The sequence below is a fragment of the Chloroflexota bacterium genome, assembly GCA_026710945.1.
In the GTDB taxonomy this organism is placed as follows: domain Bacteria; phylum Chloroflexota; class UBA11872; order VXOZ01; family VXOZ01; genus VXOZ01.
Window position 1 is genome coordinate 1 of sequence record JAPOQA010000027.1, and the last position, 14,888, is coordinate 14,888.

Genomic DNA, 14,888 nt, shown 5'->3' on the forward strand with positions numbered 1-14,888 from the left:
CGGTCTTGCCCTGGCCGCCGGGCAAAAGAGGCGCCAATACCTCCCACGCCCGGTCGGAAATATCGTGGCGGCGGTGCGCCGGCGCTGCGGCTGTTGCTGACATAGCTCCCATCCTGCTACATTGGTTACTACCTCAGCTTACCACCACTACCTTACTTTGACGACACACCCTAAGAAGCCGGCCAGCAAGCGGTACATGGGTTTAAGCGGCGGATACGGGCTAAGGGCGTCCTGGAAAGTGAGGTCCAGCGGCAGAGCAGCCGGCACAACGCGCACATCTCGGGCGGCTGCGAAGGCTACCGACGCCGGTTGTCCGGCGGGGCCCGGCACGGATTGCAGCATCAGCGGCGGCGCATGCAGTGCCGACACGTAGCTGGCATGGGTGGTCACGCGGCGGTATTCGTCCTGATTAATCTTCAGTTTGCCGCTCACGGTGATCATGAGCGGAAGCGGCTCCGGCCACTGAAGGGTGAGAGGCTCGAGCCGGACGGTCTCGTTGCGTATGCCAAAGACCCTCCCGGCTGCCACTGCTGCCGGCTGCCAACGGATTTGCGCCGGACCGTAGACAAGCCGCAGAACCACGGTCTCGCCGGGGCTGAGCGTGCCGTCGTCGACAGCCTGGCGACCAATCCCCAGTGAAGGTGACTGCCAGTGCAGATTGGTCAGCAGCCAGTACCGGCTGGTGTTCGTGACGATGAGCGTGTAGTGGGCGTCCTGCCCGGCGGCTACCGGCTCTTCGCTGCCTCTCAGTTCGACCTGCAGCGGCGAGCCCCGCCCCGACATTGCTGAAGCGAGGACTTCGCCTTCAATGCTGTCTTCGCCCATGACGTTGCTTTGGTCCTGAGCCGCCGTCGGCTCGTGTCCACCCACGGAGGTTTCGGCTCCCGGGGCCCGCGCGTCTGCCAAGTGGTTCAAGGCCACCGCGCCGGTCTGCTCGCTGGCCACGATCACAGAGGGTATTGTCGGTTCCCGGCGAGACTTTGCCGACTGGGAGGGTATCTGCACAACAGCGGACTTGCTGGGGGGAGCCAACCGAGGTCGCCTACTTGGCGACGAATGCGCAACGAGGGAATCCGCCAGTGCAAGCCGGTCAGCCACCGATACCGGCTGGCATTCGTGATAACGAGCGTGTAATGGGACATTTGCCCATCGCTTGCGGGATCCTGGCTCCTTCTCAATTCGACGCGCAGCAGCGCTGTAGACGGCGGTCCCGCCGTCGCTTTGACGCTGACTTCGTCTCTGACGCCAACTTCGTCCTCAACGCTGGCCTCGTCTGCGGTCTCCGTCTCTGGTTCGCCGAGGGTCAAGAGCATTCCTGGCGCCAACGCCCGCACGTCCACTACGTGAGTAACGGTCGCCGCGACGGTCTCTTGGCTGTCGGCGATGACCGTGAGGGGCAGCGACGCCGGCCAGGGTACCGCCATGCGCGTCGGCTGGGTGGTAGTGCCGTCACCAAGGACCTGGGATAGCGCGAGTCCCGCCGCGTCGCGGCGGGGGCTGAGCGGTCCATAGGCGAGTTTCATGCGGATCGACCGGCCAGGCTCGAGCTCGCCGGGACGTTCCCACGGCCAGCCGGTGGGAAGCATCTGGGGACCTATCGCCAGCGTCGGCAACCGCCAGGTGATGTTGGTCAGAGTCTGTCCTCCCGCGTTCTTCAATGTCAGGGTACAGCGGAGGGTGTCTCCCTCGGTCAGCGGGCCGGGCGGGCACGTCAGCGTGACGGTCAAACGCGGTGGCCGGTTGCTCCGTGAATTATCAGTCGTGGTTCCGCCGGGCTGAGCGCCGGCGCAGGCAATCCCTTCATTGAGCTTGACCGGCAGCCCGGCCATGCTGGCCGGAATGCCGCCCGTGAGTTGGTTGCCCCGAAAATCCGCGCCACTCAGGGCCGTGAGCGCGCCGAGGGAGTACGGTATAGTACCCGTAAACTGATTGCAGTGGAGCCACAGATACTGCACATTGGTGAGCTTGCCCAACTCGGCAGGGATGCTGCCGCTCAGCCTGTTGTCGGGCATGAGGAGCCAAGTCAGAGCGGATAGGTTGCCCAACTGTGCGGGAATGGCGCCGTTGAGAGCCTTGTTGATTAGGGCAAGGTTAAGGACACGTTGCGGCGTGCTACCGACCGAAATGCCGTCCCAACTGAAGATGCTCGTGTTCGCGTCCCAGTTCAGGGTGGCGGTCCCCTTCAAGGTATCTTCCCCGGCCAGCAGTGCCGCACAATCGGCGACCAGCCCAGCGTTGTTCGTGGGGTCGGACACCGCGCTGCCGGTGGTGCAGGCGGAGGCGAAGGTTGCCGTGGTGGAGAACTGGGTGGCGGTGAGGTTATTTGCGTTGTCGCTGATGCTCTGCGCCACTCCGGCGGGCACGTCCACCGTCACGCTGCCGTTGTAGCCGGCTGTCGGCGCGATGGTCACGCGGTACACCGTGGCGCTGTCCGCCGTGAAGCCGGTGGCGCTGCCGTTCCCCACCGTGACATCGCTCTGGGCGAATCCGGTGACGCCTTCCGAGAAGATGACAGTCACCTCGAAGGCTGCGCCGGTGACCTCCGCCGGTCCGGTGATGGTCACCGGCGCAGCTGCGGCTTGCGCACTTTGAAATGGAATCGCGTTGCTGAGCAGCAACGCAAGTACCAAGGCTGCTTTCCTTATGGGCACTTTACCGGCACCCACCAAGCCGAAGCGTCGCGCGCCATAGAGAAGGCGCCAGCGCAATGAGTCTTGCCTCATGCGCTGCCACCCGCTTCACGCCTGACGCATCCCACTTTGCTACCCACAGCCATTAACAGTGCACTTTACCTAGATGGCTAGTAGTTGTTCGCAAAATGTCCATTATGTCGAAGCCCTAATATACTAGATATATTAGACATATGCAATAGTCAGAATATACTTACAGGATTGGGCTAGAGTACAGGGGCATAAGTAACAACATGCGAACCAAGACTTATGGTGGTTTTGCAATGTGTCACGCTAAGGTGGAAGCAATGAGGAATTTGGAGTGGGATGTTGGAAGAAATTCCTCCCCGTGTAAAACACGGGGCCGCTGCCTGCGCGGAATTGTAGAGGTCAGCTAATCCGTCGACAGACTTGAATACAAAGGACACTCAACGCAGTACTAAACATGACAAGCACACAAGTCTTTCCGATCGAGGCGTTATGGAAGGTCGAGCCTTCTTCACTGAATTTAGAGGACTGAGCCTAGTGGACAATATTCGACATTGATCCAATCCTCTGCAAACCTTGTGCGACGCTGTGATCAAGAAAACGTGCTCCGTGAACTCTTCAAAGTGGAAGGCGAATTCTGTAGACGAAGTACTCAACACGTACGGAGAATGACAAGAAACGCAATGCCGCACTAGTTTCGCGGCTAGACCTACCGATTGCACAGTCAGATTGATGCACAAGCGGCTCGTTTAAGAACACCTGCTTCACGCGGCACGCTGGGCGGTGGCAATCCACACCGGCGGCTGACTAGAGTACAATGATGAATGCAGGAAGCGTGCTGACATTGGGCGCACTTCCCCACGAAATGGGTTCGCCGCAGAAATAGTGAGAGACTGGTATGGCTGGAAAGACGCTATTCGAAAAGGTTTGGGAAAGTCATGTGGTGCATGAGGAGCCTGACGGGCCGGCGCTGCTTTACGTTGATTTGCACCTCGTGCATGAAGTTACGTCGGCGCAGGCATTTGAGGGGCTGCGGCTGGGCGGCCGCACCGTGCGGCGGCCCGCTCTGACGGTGGCAACGGTCGACCACAACGTGCCCACGACAGACCGGGGGCAGCATATTGAAGACGACATTTCCCGTCGTCAAATCGAGACTATGGAGCAGAATGCAACGGAGTTTGGCCTGACGTTCTACGGGTACCGCAGCCCGAACCAAGGCATCGTGCACATCATTGGGCCGGAATTGGGCTACACGCAGCCCGGCAAGTTAATCGTCTGCGGCGACAGCCACACCTCTACGCACGGCGCGTTTGGCGCGTTTGCCCTTGGTATCGGCACGTCTGAGGTGGAGCACGTGTTGGCCACCCAATGCCTGATACAAAAGAAGCCCAAGACCATGGAAGTGCGGGTGGATGGGACGCTGCCGCAGGGCGTGACGGCCAAGGACGTGATTCTCGGCATCATCGGGCGCATTGGGGTGGACGGGGGCGTGGGCCACGTCATTGAGTACACCGGTGAGGTAATTCGCTCGCTGTCCATGGAAGGCCGCATGACGATTTGCAACATGTCCATCGAGGGCGGCGCGCGTGCGGGCATGATCGCGCCTGACGAGAAGACGTTTGCCTATCTCAAGGGGCGCAAGCATGCGCCGCAAGGCAAAGACTGGGAAGAGGCGCTCGCACATTGGCGGACGCTGTCCACCGATGCCGACGCCACCTACGATAGCGTCATTGAGATTGATGCCGCCACCCTCGTGCCCCACGTTACCTGGGGCACGAATCCAGGCCAGGTGGTTCCCGTAACCGGCTCTGTGCCCAGTCCCGGCGAGATGGCAACGCCGGACGAGCAGGCCACTGCCGAGCGGGCGCTGACGTACATGGGGCTGGAGGGCGGCACGGCTATTCAGGATATCGCCGTTGATCGCGTCTTTCTGGGATCGTGCACCAACGCTCGGTTGGAAGACCTGCGCGCGGCGGCCGGCATCGTGCGCGGCAAGCGGGTGCATCCCAACGTGAGAGCGATGGTGGTGCCGGGCTCGACGATGCTCAAGCAGAAAGCGGAATCAGAAGGTCTAAACGAGGTCTTTCAAGCTGCCGGATTCGAATGGCGCGAGGCCGGCTGCTCCATGTGCCTGGGCATGAACCCGGACATTTTGGCCCCCGGCGAGCGTTGCGCTTCCACCTCCAACCGCAACTTCGAGGGCCGCCAGGGCAAGGGCGGTCGCACCCATCTCGTCAGTCCGCAAATGGCCGCCGCCGCCGCGATAGCGGGGCGTTTTGTAGACGTTCGGGAGTGGTAGGCAACGGGAAACCAAACAGCACTTGAATTGGCACGCGAATAGTCGATTAGTCTGCGAGCAAGAGTGATGTCAGGGAACGAGCATGATGGTCAAAGCCGACCTGCGCGAATTTGAACGACGCCTGACGCTACGCTGGGGCGCGATGCTAATTGCATCTGCCGTCTTGCAGGTAACAATTGTCGCGGTCATGTTGGTCATAATCGCGCGCTAGTAACCGCCCACCCTTGATGCGGGTAAACTCCATTTTATAGGGAAAGAACGATGGAACCATTTGTTAGACTCACTGGCAAAGTAGCCGCTCTCGACCGGGCCAGTGTCGATACCGACCAGATAATTCCGAAGCAGTTTCTCAAGCGCATCGAGCGCACGGGATACGGTCCGTTTGCCTTCTTCGACTGGCGCTACTTCGAGGACGGCACGACGCTGAACCCGGATTTTGAATTGAATGACGCGCGTTACGAGGGCGCGAGCATTCTCGTGACCGGCAGGAACTTTGGCTGCGGCTCATCGCGGGAACATGCGGCATGGGCACTGAAAGAATTTGGATTTCTAACGATCATTGCCCCGAGTTTTGCCGATATCTTTGCCAACAACGCCGTGGAGAACGGCATGCTCACGGTGGTCCTGCCACCGAAAGACGTAGCCACGCTCACAGAACGGGCCCAGACCCTAGATGGCTACCGGATGACGGTGGATTTGGCAAACACCACAGTACAAGACGACCATGGCTTTGCGGCATCGTTCCCGATTGATGCTACCGTTCAACACCGCCTGCTCAACGGTCTGGACGCGGTAGGGCTTACGCTGCAGCGGGAAGACGCCATTAGCGCGTTTGAGGAACAGCGGCCGGCATGGCTGGGGGCATCCTAAGCGGGAATATCAGCTAGTTTGGCAATAGTGAAGGACGCACCGGATTCCCGGTGCGTCCTTTCGATTCACATGTGACCGACGACGGTTAATGCTCTTTCTGAGCGGCTGATTCTGTGTCTCTGATGAGGATTCTAGATTCCTCACTCCGCTGCGCTCCGTTCGGAATGACATGCAGGCAAGCAGAGAGCTCTGCTGCGATGTTTCTTCTACCAAATCTGCCAACGAAGTAGTCAACACCTACAGGGAGGACACACCAACCTCAACAGCGGAAACTGAGCGTTGTAAATGTGCACAGCCAGCTCAATGAGTCGAAGTAAGGGGTTCTCCGGCTCTCACTGTCATGCCCAGTGTTGCTCAGCAGAGCTGGGAAGCCGCTAGTGCATCTCTTGGGCGCAATGTAGCGCGGGGGCTTGTCCCCCGCTCGGCGGCAGGATCACTCACTCTCGCGCGGGCGTAGCAGGGACGCGACTACAGAACCCCCCAAGAGCACACCAACCACCGCCAGTGAGTAGACCGGCTGCCCATGGAATGCGGATGCTACCACTTCGATTCCTTCTAGCACGGGTGTAAAGAAATGGTCGCCCTTGGGTACGCCGTGAAAGTCCCCTACGACCATCTTGATGCCCACGAAAACGAGCACGAGACCAAGACCCACACCGAGATAGTGGAACCGGTCCATCAGGTTGGCGAGGAGGAAATACAGCGCGCGCAGGCCGAGAATGGCAAAGATGTTCGCCGAATAGACGATGAAGGGTTCGCGCGTGATGGCGAAGATTGCGGGCACGGAATCCAGGGCAAAGACCACGTCGGTAACGTTCACAACGAGCAACACGAGCAGCAGGGGCGTTGCCAGCCAGCGGCCGTCGATCTTTACGATGTAGCTGCCGCCGTGGTAGTTTTCGGTGCTCGGGAGAATCTTGCGAAAGATGCGGACAGCGAAGTTGCGCTCGGGATCGGTGTCTTCGTCGCCCTTGATCAAAATGCGAATACCGGTATAGATGAGGAAGCCGCCAAAGACGAAGATCATCCAATGGAAGGTAGCCAAGAGGGCGGCGCCGACCAGGATGAACGCGCCGCGCAGGATGATGGCGGCGAGAATTCCCCAAAAGAGCACGTTGTAGCGATACTCATTGGGTACCGCAAAGTACGTGAAAATGATCAAGAAGACGAAGAGGTTATCGACACTCAGGGTCCACTCGATGAGATAACCGGTGATAAACTCAGTGCCGCGCTCGGGCCCGGCAAAGATGAACATGCCAACGGCAAAGGCCAAAGCAAGGCTGACCCAAATGGCAACCCAGGTCGCGGCCTCACGCGGTTTGATGACATGCGCGCCGCGATGAAACACCACGAGGTCAAGGATGAGGAGGGTGACAACAACAGCGGTAAAGCCGATCCAGAGTAGCGGTGAGTTGAACGTTCCGAGCATCATTGCTTCCTTCGAAAGAGTAGGAAAGAGCTAAGGTCTATTCTCCGCGTGCACGACACAATTAAGGCACCGGAGGTACGGTGCCAGTCTCCCATCTTCGGGAGAGAAGTGACGCGGAGGAGTACGTCTCCTATAGTAGCGCAACGACTATGTAAGCGTCACTTTCAGGCAGGACGGGTGCATTCGCAAGCAGCCTTGCTTGTTGGGGGCACCTGAAAGACTGCTTTAGAGGTTGGGACAAGACCGTCAGTGGGGAAGAGTGTATAATTGAAGGTAGTACTTGCAATGTGACACAATACTGAAGTATGCTCTGTCCATGGTCAGACGTGAAATCACTCCCCGCCTTATTAGCTTGTTCAAGCAATACCCTTTTGTGACTGTGACCGGCCCGCGTCAATCTGGGAAGACGACGCTGTGCCGCACTGTATTCCCTAACTTGGCATACGTTAATCTCGAAGCGCCCGACCAACGTGAGTTTGCAGAGTCAGATCCGAGAGCATTTCTCGCGCGGCTTGACGGCGGCGCGATACTCGACGAGATTCAGCGCGTGCCAAGTCTCCTGTCGTACCTGCAAGTAATCGCAGATGAGAAGAGGCGCAACAGCCTCTTTGTGCTGACTGGCAGCGAGCAATTCCGGCTCTCAGATGCCATAAACCAGTCGTTGGCAGGACGGACGGCATTGCTGCGGCTCTTGCCGTTCTCTTTGGCCGAGCGACAACAGACAGGGGCAAGCAACGAGGTGGATGACATCCTCTTATCGGGGTTCTATCCGCGCATTCACGACCAGGGACTGGACCCGCATCAGGCCCTTGGCGACTATTTCGAGACCTATGTTGAGCGTGACGTGCGGCAAATAGGTGAGATTCGCAACCTATCCAGTTTTCGACGATTTGTGCGCCTGTGCGCCGGACGTGTGGGACAATTGGTCAATCTCTCATCACTGGGGGCTGACGCGGGGGTCTCCCACACGACCGCACGCGAATGGCTCACGGTGTTGGAAGCTAGTTACATTGTATTCCAGTTGCAGCCGTTTCACTCCAACGCGCAGAAACGACTAATCAAGTCACCGAAGCTCTATTTCTACGACGTTGGGCTGGCGAGCTATCTCATTGGCATCGAAAACTCTAAGCAGATTGCGACGCACCCCTTGCGTGGACCTCTCTTCGAGAATGCAGTCGTCTTGGAAGCCCTCAAGCACCGGTTCAATCGCGGCCGGCAATCCAATCTATCGTTTTTCCGCAACGTCCAGGGTCTGGAATGTGACCTTTTCTACGAGACCGGGCAGGGCATCGGAGCCATTGAGATAAAGTCCGGTGCTACCGTCGCTTCAGACTATTTCGATTCGCTCAATCGCGTTGCCAAGCGGATGCCGGACGTTACTGCTAAGTTTGTCGTATTCGGCGGCACGGATCGCCAATCGCGCACCAATGGGGAGGTTATTCCATTGGGTGACTTCGGTGGTGTTCTTGAACGCTTAGAAGTCGCGCAAGCGTCTGGCGGCACTGTGGAATAGAACTTGGGATTGACGCCGACTACACTATGTGTCGCTGCCTAGCTCCATGGCGTCGATGAGCCGCGTGGCGCCGATGCGGACGGCGAGTGAGGCGAGCGCCGAGCGCTCGATGGTGGTCAGTTCTTCCAGATCTTCGTCGTCGGCGATGCTGACGTAGTCCGCGTTTATAAGAGGCTCTTGTGCCAGCACGGCTTGCATGGCGGCGCGCAAGGTGTCAGCGTTGCGCTCACCGGCGGCGTACCGCTGCTGCGCTGCTTGGAGCGCCTGATACAGAACTCTCGCAGCGTGGCGCTCGTCCGGTTTGAGGTAGACGTGACGGCTTGAGAGGGCGAGGCCGTCCGGTTCTCGCACGGTTTCCACCGGTACGATGGTGGTGGGGATGTCGAGATCGCGCACCATGCGGCGGATGACGCGGAGTTGTTGGGCGTCTTTGCGGCCCAAGTAAGCGCGGTGGGGCTGCGTGATGTTGAGCAGCTTGCAGACAACCGTGGTGACGCCCCGGAAGTGGCCGGGCCGCGCTGTCCCCTCCAAGCGATCAGTGAGGTTTTCGACCTCAACGAATGAACTGAAGTCGCCCGCGTACATCGTCCCCGCTTCCGGCGCGAATACGACGTCTACGCCCCATGATTCGAACATGGCAAGGTCGCGCGACAGGTCGCGGGGGTAGGTAGCAAAGTCCTCATTCGAGCCAAATTGCAGAGAGTTTACGAATAGCGTCGCCCAGCAGTGGTCGTTTTGGGTCCGGGCGGCGTGCACCAACGCCATGTGGCCGGCGTGCAAATACCCCATGGTAGGTACAAGTCCGACGCTGCCTAGCGCTTCCTGGCGGGCGGCGCGTACTGCTGGGATCGTGCGCAGAATCTGCATGTGAGCGTGCTTCGTGGTTTTGGGGCGGCTGGGAGCGCCTTTGGTCTCGTGCGCAGAGTGCGTAACTCGCCCTTCGACAGGCTCAGGGCGAACGGGACTCAACGATTTCGTGCGCGGAGCGCGTAACTCGCCCTTCGACAGGCTCAGAGCCTGCCCCGTACTCGATACAGCGTATCGACACGATACGGGGGTGAACGGGTTTCTACTCTTGCGCGCAGAGGGGACACCCCATTAGTCTTCGTCAGAGGCTGTTACCAGTGTCTCTTTGCGTAAGGCTCGCGCGACTTCAGTGGGCAGCATAAAACTGTGTTCACGCGTGGGAAACGTCCCGCTTTCAACGTCTTGCACGTAGCGGCTCACCGCTGCGCGCATTTCGTCTCCCAATTTCGCGTATGCCTTGGCATGCCGCGGGTGCACGGCGTGTGGATTCAGCCCGAGGAGGTCGTGCAAGACCTGTATTTGACCGTCGCAGTGGACGCCCGCGCCGATGCCGATCGTGGGGATGGAAATAGACTCCGTAATCTTCTGCGCTAGCGTCGCTGGAATGCTCTCGAGAACAAGAGCAAAGGCGCCCGCGCGTTCAAGGGCAAGTGCATCGCTCTGGAGTTCCTCCGCCTCAGCCAGCGTGCGCCCTTGCGCCCGATAGCCGCCGAGCTGATGGACAGACTGCGGCGTAAGACCCAGGTGTCCCATCACCGGAATGCCGGCATCTACCAAATGCGCCGTTACGGTGACGGTTTGCTTGCCGCCTTCCAGCTTTACGCCCTGTGCGCCGCCCTCCTGGATCAATTGCCCGGCATTGAGCAACGCTCGCTCGTTGGACACCTGGTAGGACAGGAAGGGCATATCGGCGATCACAATGGCGCGGCGCGTACCGCGCACCACGGCCTGGGTGTGGCGCAGAATATCGTCCACGGTAACCGGCAGAGTATTCTCATAGCCCAACACCGTGTTGCCCAAACTGTCACCCACAAGAATTGCGGGCACACCGGCAGCTTCGACAAAGTGCGCCATCGGGGCGTCGTATGCCGTCAGCATCACGATTTTGCGCCCTTCCGCCTTCATCTGTCTAAGGTCGGCGGTGGTAACACGCTGGGTACTCATGGTGTTCCTCGGTTCTTGAGCATCGCGCTGAGATGTGACTGTAACTCTCGTGCGACAGCATCTTTGCCAGCGGTTGATGCGAGATTATTGTATATCATCGCGAGTGCCATTGCAGCGTAGGTGAACGAATGTTGCGGTGCAGTGGCGGCTATGGCTTCAAGGTTCTTCTCTACAGTCGCCCAATCCCCACGTGCCACGGGGCCTGTGAGCGCCTCCGCAGGGCCGAGGCGGCGGAGGTTATGCACGGTGCCTTGCAGCAACGGCGTCAAAGCCTGGAGGGCTTCCGCCTCGGGCTTACCCATCGCCTGCCAAAGCGCGACACCGGCATGAGTCAGGGCTACCGAGTAATTTGAAACCAGCACCGCAGCGGCGTGATAGGCGGGCCGCGCATCAGGAGGCACGTAGCCCCACGTGCACGCAAGGTCGGCAGCTATGGCCGCCAGCCGCCCGAGAAGCGGCTCTTCCGCCTCAATAGCCACGTATGAGCCGGGCAGGTTTGTGAAGGCCGCTTGGGCGTCCGGGAGCGTCTGCAGGGGATGGAACGCGCCGGGCATGGCGCCGTTGCGTGCGACTGCGCCGAGAGCGGAAGCCGGTAACGCGCCGCTGCAATGGACCACGCCTTGTCCCTCCCGCCAGTCTGCGGCGCAGGCAACTTCGCCAATGGCGTCGTCAGGGGTGGTGATGAAAACTAATTCACAGGAGTCCGCAACACCTTGTGCGGTGGTCGACTCACATGCCGGCAGGGCAGCGGCGAGCAGTTCGGCATGAACAGGGGTCTTGCCGGCTACGGCGCGAACGGCGTAGCCTCGTTCGGCAAGAAGTCGTGCTAGCCCTGTACCTACGCGTCCGGGCCCGATCACGCCAATGTTCATCGCTGTCAACCTTGGGAAGCGATGCGCTGCATCAAATGGGGAAAGTCTAACGCCATCGCCGAATTCATACCTGGTACGTGGAGGACTGCTCCCGGCGGTCACCGGATCATGGCATCGATGCGGTCGCCGATGACTTCCAGCGTTTGTATGGGAAAGGTGCCCGTTTCCACGATGTTCTTGAGATCAGCCAGGAGGGTCTTGACTTCCTCGATCTGCTCAATCTGACCGAGAGAGCCCAATTTGGCAGCGGCGTTGAGCGATCGCTCCACTTCGGCCAGTTCGCGCACTGCGAGCCCGCTCTGGCGCTCCCGCAGATGCACGCGCGCGCGGCTGATGCGTACCGACGCCCGCAACAAGTGATTCTGGAATTGCAGCACATTCACTTCTTGACTCAGAGTCTCCGCGTGTTGCTCAACGTCCGAGACGCGGGTATCCATCGCGCTGGTGATTTGCGCTGCGCTTTGCGACTGATCGGCAGCGGTCTGAATCGTGGGACGGTCGCGCCAAAGGAGAATGCCGAGCGCCAGGGCCGCTACGCCTGCGGCAACGCCGATCAAGGCGAGCGCTAGTGTGATTACTCTGATCCAGCTTCCGAGCCGGGCTGCCAAAGATGTTTTCGCATTTGCCATGCTGTGGTTCTGCTCCTAAGAGGGAGAATCGGAATGTGGCGACACCTACCCTTTAAGCATACCAAAGTGCGGCTCGCGCAAGTGTGAAGCGGAGGGACAGCGCGGGCTAGAAGCGACTGCCGGATGCTCCGTCACTCCGGCGTAGAGTCTGCCCCGTGCTCGAAACAGCGTATCGCACGATACTGGGGCGAACGGATCTGCCGCGCCTGCTCCCATTCCATCCCCCATTCTCAAGATAGGAGGACGAACGGCATGCGCTAAGAGCTAATGCGACAACATTGGGGACAAGCCCCCGCGTGCGACACCGCTCGCTGCATACGCCATTGACGGACTCGCTGAGACCGGCCTTACTCGTCCTTCGGCTCCAAGGGCATGGCGTAGAAGATCTGCCGTGCGACTTCCTCGAAGCCCAGGTCAGGGTAGAGATGACGTCCGATGGGATTCTGGTCCAGGGTCTCGATCCGAGCGAGCGTGAGCTTCTGGGCACGGAAGTACTGGATGCAGTGCTCCAGCATTTTACGGCCGATCCCCTTGCCGCGAAACTGCTCGTCTACTGCCATATCAGGAATCTGCCCGGCGCTGTTTCTGCGATTGATGCGCGTCGTGGCAAAGGCTATCACTTCACCGTCGTGTTCGGCCACAAAGCAGTCTTCGGGGTGACCAGTGAGATCCACGGCTACCATGGGCCATTTGCGTTCGCCCCATGGGAGCGGCAAGAGGCCGGGCCAGGACTTCTCGATGTTGTGCTCGATGCTCACGCCGGAAAAGGCGGCGATGGTGAGTTCCTTTACGCGCGCTTCGTCTTCCGGACGATACGTTCGTATGCTCATTTCATCTAGGAATTTCTCGTCAACTGGCATTATTCACCGTCCAGATGTACTTGTCTTGCAACGGAATCTTGATTTTCATGAGTTGGAGCAGCGGTCGGGAGAGTTGTCCGATTGTCTCTCTTTCTGGCGTCGCAATTGACTTATAACATAGCGAGAGGAAAAGTGCATTTGAAGTGCCGTGCGTACCAACCCGCCAGGCGGGGGACAAGCCCCCGCGCTACTGAAGAACGCGTCAACCCTCAAGTCCGCATTGCCACAATCCGTCATTCCCGTGAAAACGGGAATCTATCTGCTCGGCCTGCCTTCATTCATACAGTCTCTGCAAGGTGGCCATACCATGCTACGGCAACGATACAGACTGGAGGTGCACCCTGACAAGGAACCACAGGGCAAAACGGCTTAGCTGTCTGCGAGGTTAGACCTCTCTCCCCGACTCTCGTCATGGTAGTTTCTTTACGGCGCGCATCTCCGTGAATTCGCATCTTCATCGAATCACAGCCAAGAGTGTGGGACTGCGAATCATTGTGCGCGACACCCATCAAGGGAAGCGCAGACCTCCCTGTCAGACGCCTCGGCCGCCGTCGATGACGAGTGTTTGGCCGGTTACCCACTCGGCGTTGCAGATGAGGTAGTGCGTTGCGCTGGCGATGTCCTCCGGCGTGCCCAGGCGCTGCGTAATGGTGGACTGGCGAATCTCCTCATTGCGTTCGGGGTGACCTTCCGTCCAGCGCGTATAGATAAGACCGGGCGCTACGCTATTCACAAGAATCTCCGGGCCGAGGGCGGCGGCCATCGACTTGGTAAGAGCAATCATTGCGGCTTTGGATGCGGCATACGGCACGGAACTGCCGCCACCGGTAATGCCGGCTACTGAGGAGATGTTGACAATGCGGCCGCTGCCCTGCGCCTTCATGATGGGCGCGACCGCGCGAATGCCGTAGAACGCGCCTTTCACGTTGACGGCAAAGATGCGGTCCCAGAGTTCGTCCGTCAGCTTGTCGAGTTCAGTATGTTTGATGAACTGCGTATACCCGGCGTTGTTCACGAGTGCGTCCACGCTTCCAAAAGAATCATTGGCGAACGCCACCATCTCTTTGACCTTGTCTTCGTCGGCCACGTCGGCCTTGAAGGTTACGCTCCGGCCGCCTGCCGCGGTAGCGTCGCGGGCAGTCTGTTCGGCCTCTTTCTCCGACCTCGAGTAATTTACTACGACACTCGCCCCTTCGCGCGCGAGCGATAGGCAGACGGCACGGCCGATGCCGGTTGCGCCGCCGGTAACAATAGCGCTTTTTCCCTCTAATTGCATAGACACATTCTCCTTAGCGAATGATGAACCAGAGTCCGGCCAAAAGCAGCAACCCGATCCAGCAGGTTGCCACCATGAGCATGCGGGCGGCAAAGGAACTGTCCTTCACGAGGAATGCAATCACCGCACCGTTGAAGATCGTCAGTAACGTCACACCGAGCGGCAAACGATAGAGATAGACCTTGTTGGCCACCAGATCGGCTTGTCCCTGCGCGTTGAAGAGAATGGGCAGCCGTTCCGGGAGCTCCGGGAAGATGGTCAAAATGGCCCCGAGCAAGGCGAGGTTGATCAGCACGGCAAGGACTAGCAGAAAGTAGAACGCCTTGTCCTTCCAAAACCGGTAGGTAGGGGCAAGCTCAGTCTCTAGGTTGCCGTGTGTCTGCTCTGCCATCCTGCCTCCTCGGCGGCGTCTCCCGAGACGCGTGTGCCACTCTGTTTCAGCGTGCAATCCGATGTGCGGCGGGATGGGTAAATACGGAGGGATTGGGCTTGTGGTGAGGCTGGGCGCTTAA

General features: G+C 59.3%; 14 protein-coding genes. 4 read left to right on the top strand and 10 right to left on the bottom strand.

Annotation, left to right across the window (positions count from 1 at the left end):
* Positions 1–147 precede the first annotated feature (147 nt).
* Together OXE05_04920 and OXE05_04925 are read right to left on the bottom strand one after the other, a co-directional pair.
* A complete protein-coding gene (locus OXE05_04920; protein MCY4436659.1) occupies positions 148–951 on the bottom strand; it encodes a hypothetical protein in 804 nt (267 codons plus the stop codon).
* Positions 948–2,723, bottom strand: coding sequence for an Ig-like domain-containing protein (locus OXE05_04925; protein MCY4436660.1), 1,776 nt, complete (start codon positions 2,721–2,723; stop codon positions 948–950). The genes OXE05_04920 and OXE05_04925 overlap by 4 nt, the downstream gene beginning before the upstream one ends.
* 832 nt (positions 2,724–3,555) lie before the next feature.
* On the opposite strand from OXE05_04925, the gene leuC reads away from it, so the two are divergent.
* The 3 genes from leuC (at position 3,556) to leuD (ending at position 5,826) form a co-directional block, all read left to right on the top strand.
* The gene (gene leuC, locus OXE05_04930; GenBank protein ID MCY4436661.1) at positions 3,556–4,956 is read left to right on the top strand and encodes a 3-isopropylmalate dehydratase large subunit; all 1,401 of its coding nucleotides are present in this window, start codon (positions 3,556–3,558) and stop codon (positions 4,954–4,956) included.
* 82 nt (positions 4,957–5,038) lie between these two features.
* The gene (locus OXE05_04935) at positions 5,039–5,167 is read left to right on the top strand and encodes a hypothetical protein (protein MCY4436662.1); all 129 of its coding nucleotides are present in this window, start codon (positions 5,039–5,041) and stop codon (positions 5,165–5,167) included.
* A 50-nt stretch (positions 5,168–5,217) separates the two neighbouring features.
* A complete protein-coding gene (leuD, locus tag OXE05_04940; protein ID MCY4436663.1) occupies positions 5,218–5,826 on the top strand; it encodes a 3-isopropylmalate dehydratase small subunit in 609 nt (202 codons plus the stop codon).
* A gap of 433 nt (positions 5,827–6,259) precedes the next feature.
* On the opposite strand, the gene OXE05_04945 is transcribed toward leuD, so the two are convergent.
* The gene (locus OXE05_04945; protein ID MCY4436664.1) at positions 6,260–7,255 is read right to left on the bottom strand and encodes a TerC family protein; all 996 of its coding nucleotides are present in this window, start codon (positions 7,253–7,255) and stop codon (positions 6,260–6,262) included.
* A 316-nt stretch (positions 7,256–7,571) separates the two neighbouring features.
* Here OXE05_04945 and OXE05_04950 point away from each other — a divergent pair, with 316 nt between their 5' ends.
* Positions 7,572–8,768: an ATP-binding protein gene (locus OXE05_04950; GenBank protein ID MCY4436665.1), complete on the top strand. Its 1,197-nt coding sequence runs from the start codon at positions 7,572–7,574 to the stop codon at positions 8,766–8,768.
* Positions 8,769–8,792: 24 nt separating this feature from the next.
* On the opposite strand, the gene panC is transcribed toward OXE05_04950, so the two are convergent.
* The 7 genes from panC to OXE05_04985 form a co-directional block, all read right to left on the bottom strand.
* Positions 8,793–9,635 carry a pantoate--beta-alanine ligase gene (panC, locus tag OXE05_04955; GenBank protein ID MCY4436666.1) on the bottom strand — a complete coding sequence of 281 codons (843 nt, stop codon included), beginning with the start codon at positions 9,633–9,635 and terminating at the stop codon, positions 8,793–8,795.
* Between the two features lie 231 nt (positions 9,636–9,866).
* Complete coding sequence (gene panB / locus OXE05_04960; protein MCY4436667.1) at positions 9,867–10,739, bottom strand: 3-methyl-2-oxobutanoate hydroxymethyltransferase; 873 nt, start codon at positions 10,737–10,739, stop codon at positions 9,867–9,869.
* Complete coding sequence (locus OXE05_04965; protein MCY4436668.1) at positions 10,736–11,611, bottom strand: DUF2520 domain-containing protein; 876 nt, start codon at positions 11,609–11,611, stop codon at positions 10,736–10,738. The genes panB and OXE05_04965 overlap by 4 nt, the downstream gene beginning before the upstream one ends.
* Positions 11,612–11,709: 98 nt before the next feature.
* On the bottom strand, positions 11,710–12,240 hold the full coding sequence (locus tag OXE05_04970) for a hypothetical protein (protein ID MCY4436669.1): 531 nt from the start codon (positions 12,238–12,240) through the stop codon (positions 11,710–11,712).
* Positions 12,241–12,587: 347 nt separating this feature from the next.
* On the bottom strand, positions 12,588–13,070 hold the full coding sequence (locus OXE05_04975; protein ID MCY4436670.1) for a GNAT family N-acetyltransferase: 483 nt from the start codon (positions 13,068–13,070) through the stop codon (positions 12,588–12,590).
* A 562-nt stretch (positions 13,071–13,632) separates the two neighbouring features.
* The gene (locus OXE05_04980; GenBank protein ID MCY4436671.1) at positions 13,633–14,376 is read right to left on the bottom strand and encodes a 3-oxoacyl-ACP reductase FabG; all 744 of its coding nucleotides are present in this window, start codon (positions 14,374–14,376) and stop codon (positions 13,633–13,635) included.
* Between the two features lie 13 nt (positions 14,377–14,389).
* Positions 14,390–14,767: a hypothetical protein gene (locus OXE05_04985; protein ID MCY4436672.1), complete on the bottom strand. Its 378-nt coding sequence runs from the start codon at positions 14,765–14,767 to the stop codon at positions 14,390–14,392.
* Positions 14,768–14,888: the final 121 nt, after the last annotated feature.

Excerpts from the sequence above, each read along its gene's own strand:
- leuC (MCY4436661.1), top strand. The coding sequence starts at position 3,556 with ATGGCTGGAAAGACGCTATTCGAAAAGGTTTGGGAAAGTCATGTGGTG.
- leuD (MCY4436663.1), top strand. The coding sequence starts at position 5,218 with ATGGAACCATTTGTTAGACTCACTGGCAAAGTAGCCGCTCTCGACCGG.
- OXE05_04925 (MCY4436660.1), bottom strand. The coding sequence starts at position 2,723 with ATGAGGCAAGACTCATTGCGCTGGCGCCTTCTCTATGGCGCGCGACGC.
- OXE05_04980 (MCY4436671.1), bottom strand. The coding sequence starts at position 14,376 with ATGCAATTAGAGGGAAAAAGCGCTATTGTTACCGGCGGCGCAACCGGC.
- OXE05_04970 (MCY4436669.1), bottom strand. The coding sequence starts at position 12,240 with ATGGCAAATGCGAAAACATCTTTGGCAGCCCGGCTCGGAAGCTGGATC.
- OXE05_04985 (MCY4436672.1), bottom strand. The coding sequence starts at position 14,767 with ATGGCAGAGCAGACACACGGCAACCTAGAGACTGAGCTTGCCCCTACC.
- OXE05_04965 (MCY4436668.1), bottom strand. The coding sequence starts at position 11,611 with ATGAACATTGGCGTGATCGGGCCCGGACGCGTAGGTACAGGGCTAGCA.
- OXE05_04975 (MCY4436670.1), bottom strand. The coding sequence starts at position 13,070 with ATGAGCATACGAACGTATCGTCCGGAAGACGAAGCGCGCGTAAAGGAA.
- panB (MCY4436667.1), bottom strand. The coding sequence starts at position 10,739 with ATGAGTACCCAGCGTGTTACCACCGCCGACCTTAGACAGATGAAGGCG.
- OXE05_04935 (MCY4436662.1), top strand. The coding sequence starts at position 5,039 with ATGATGGTCAAAGCCGACCTGCGCGAATTTGAACGACGCCTGACGCTA.
- OXE05_04950 (MCY4436665.1), top strand. The coding sequence starts at position 7,572 with ATGGTCAGACGTGAAATCACTCCCCGCCTTATTAGCTTGTTCAAGCAA.
- panC (MCY4436666.1), bottom strand. The coding sequence starts at position 9,635 with ATGCAGATTCTGCGCACGATCCCAGCAGTACGCGCCGCCCGCCAGGAA.
- OXE05_04945 (MCY4436664.1), bottom strand. The coding sequence starts at position 7,255 with ATGCTCGGAACGTTCAACTCACCGCTACTCTGGATCGGCTTTACCGCT.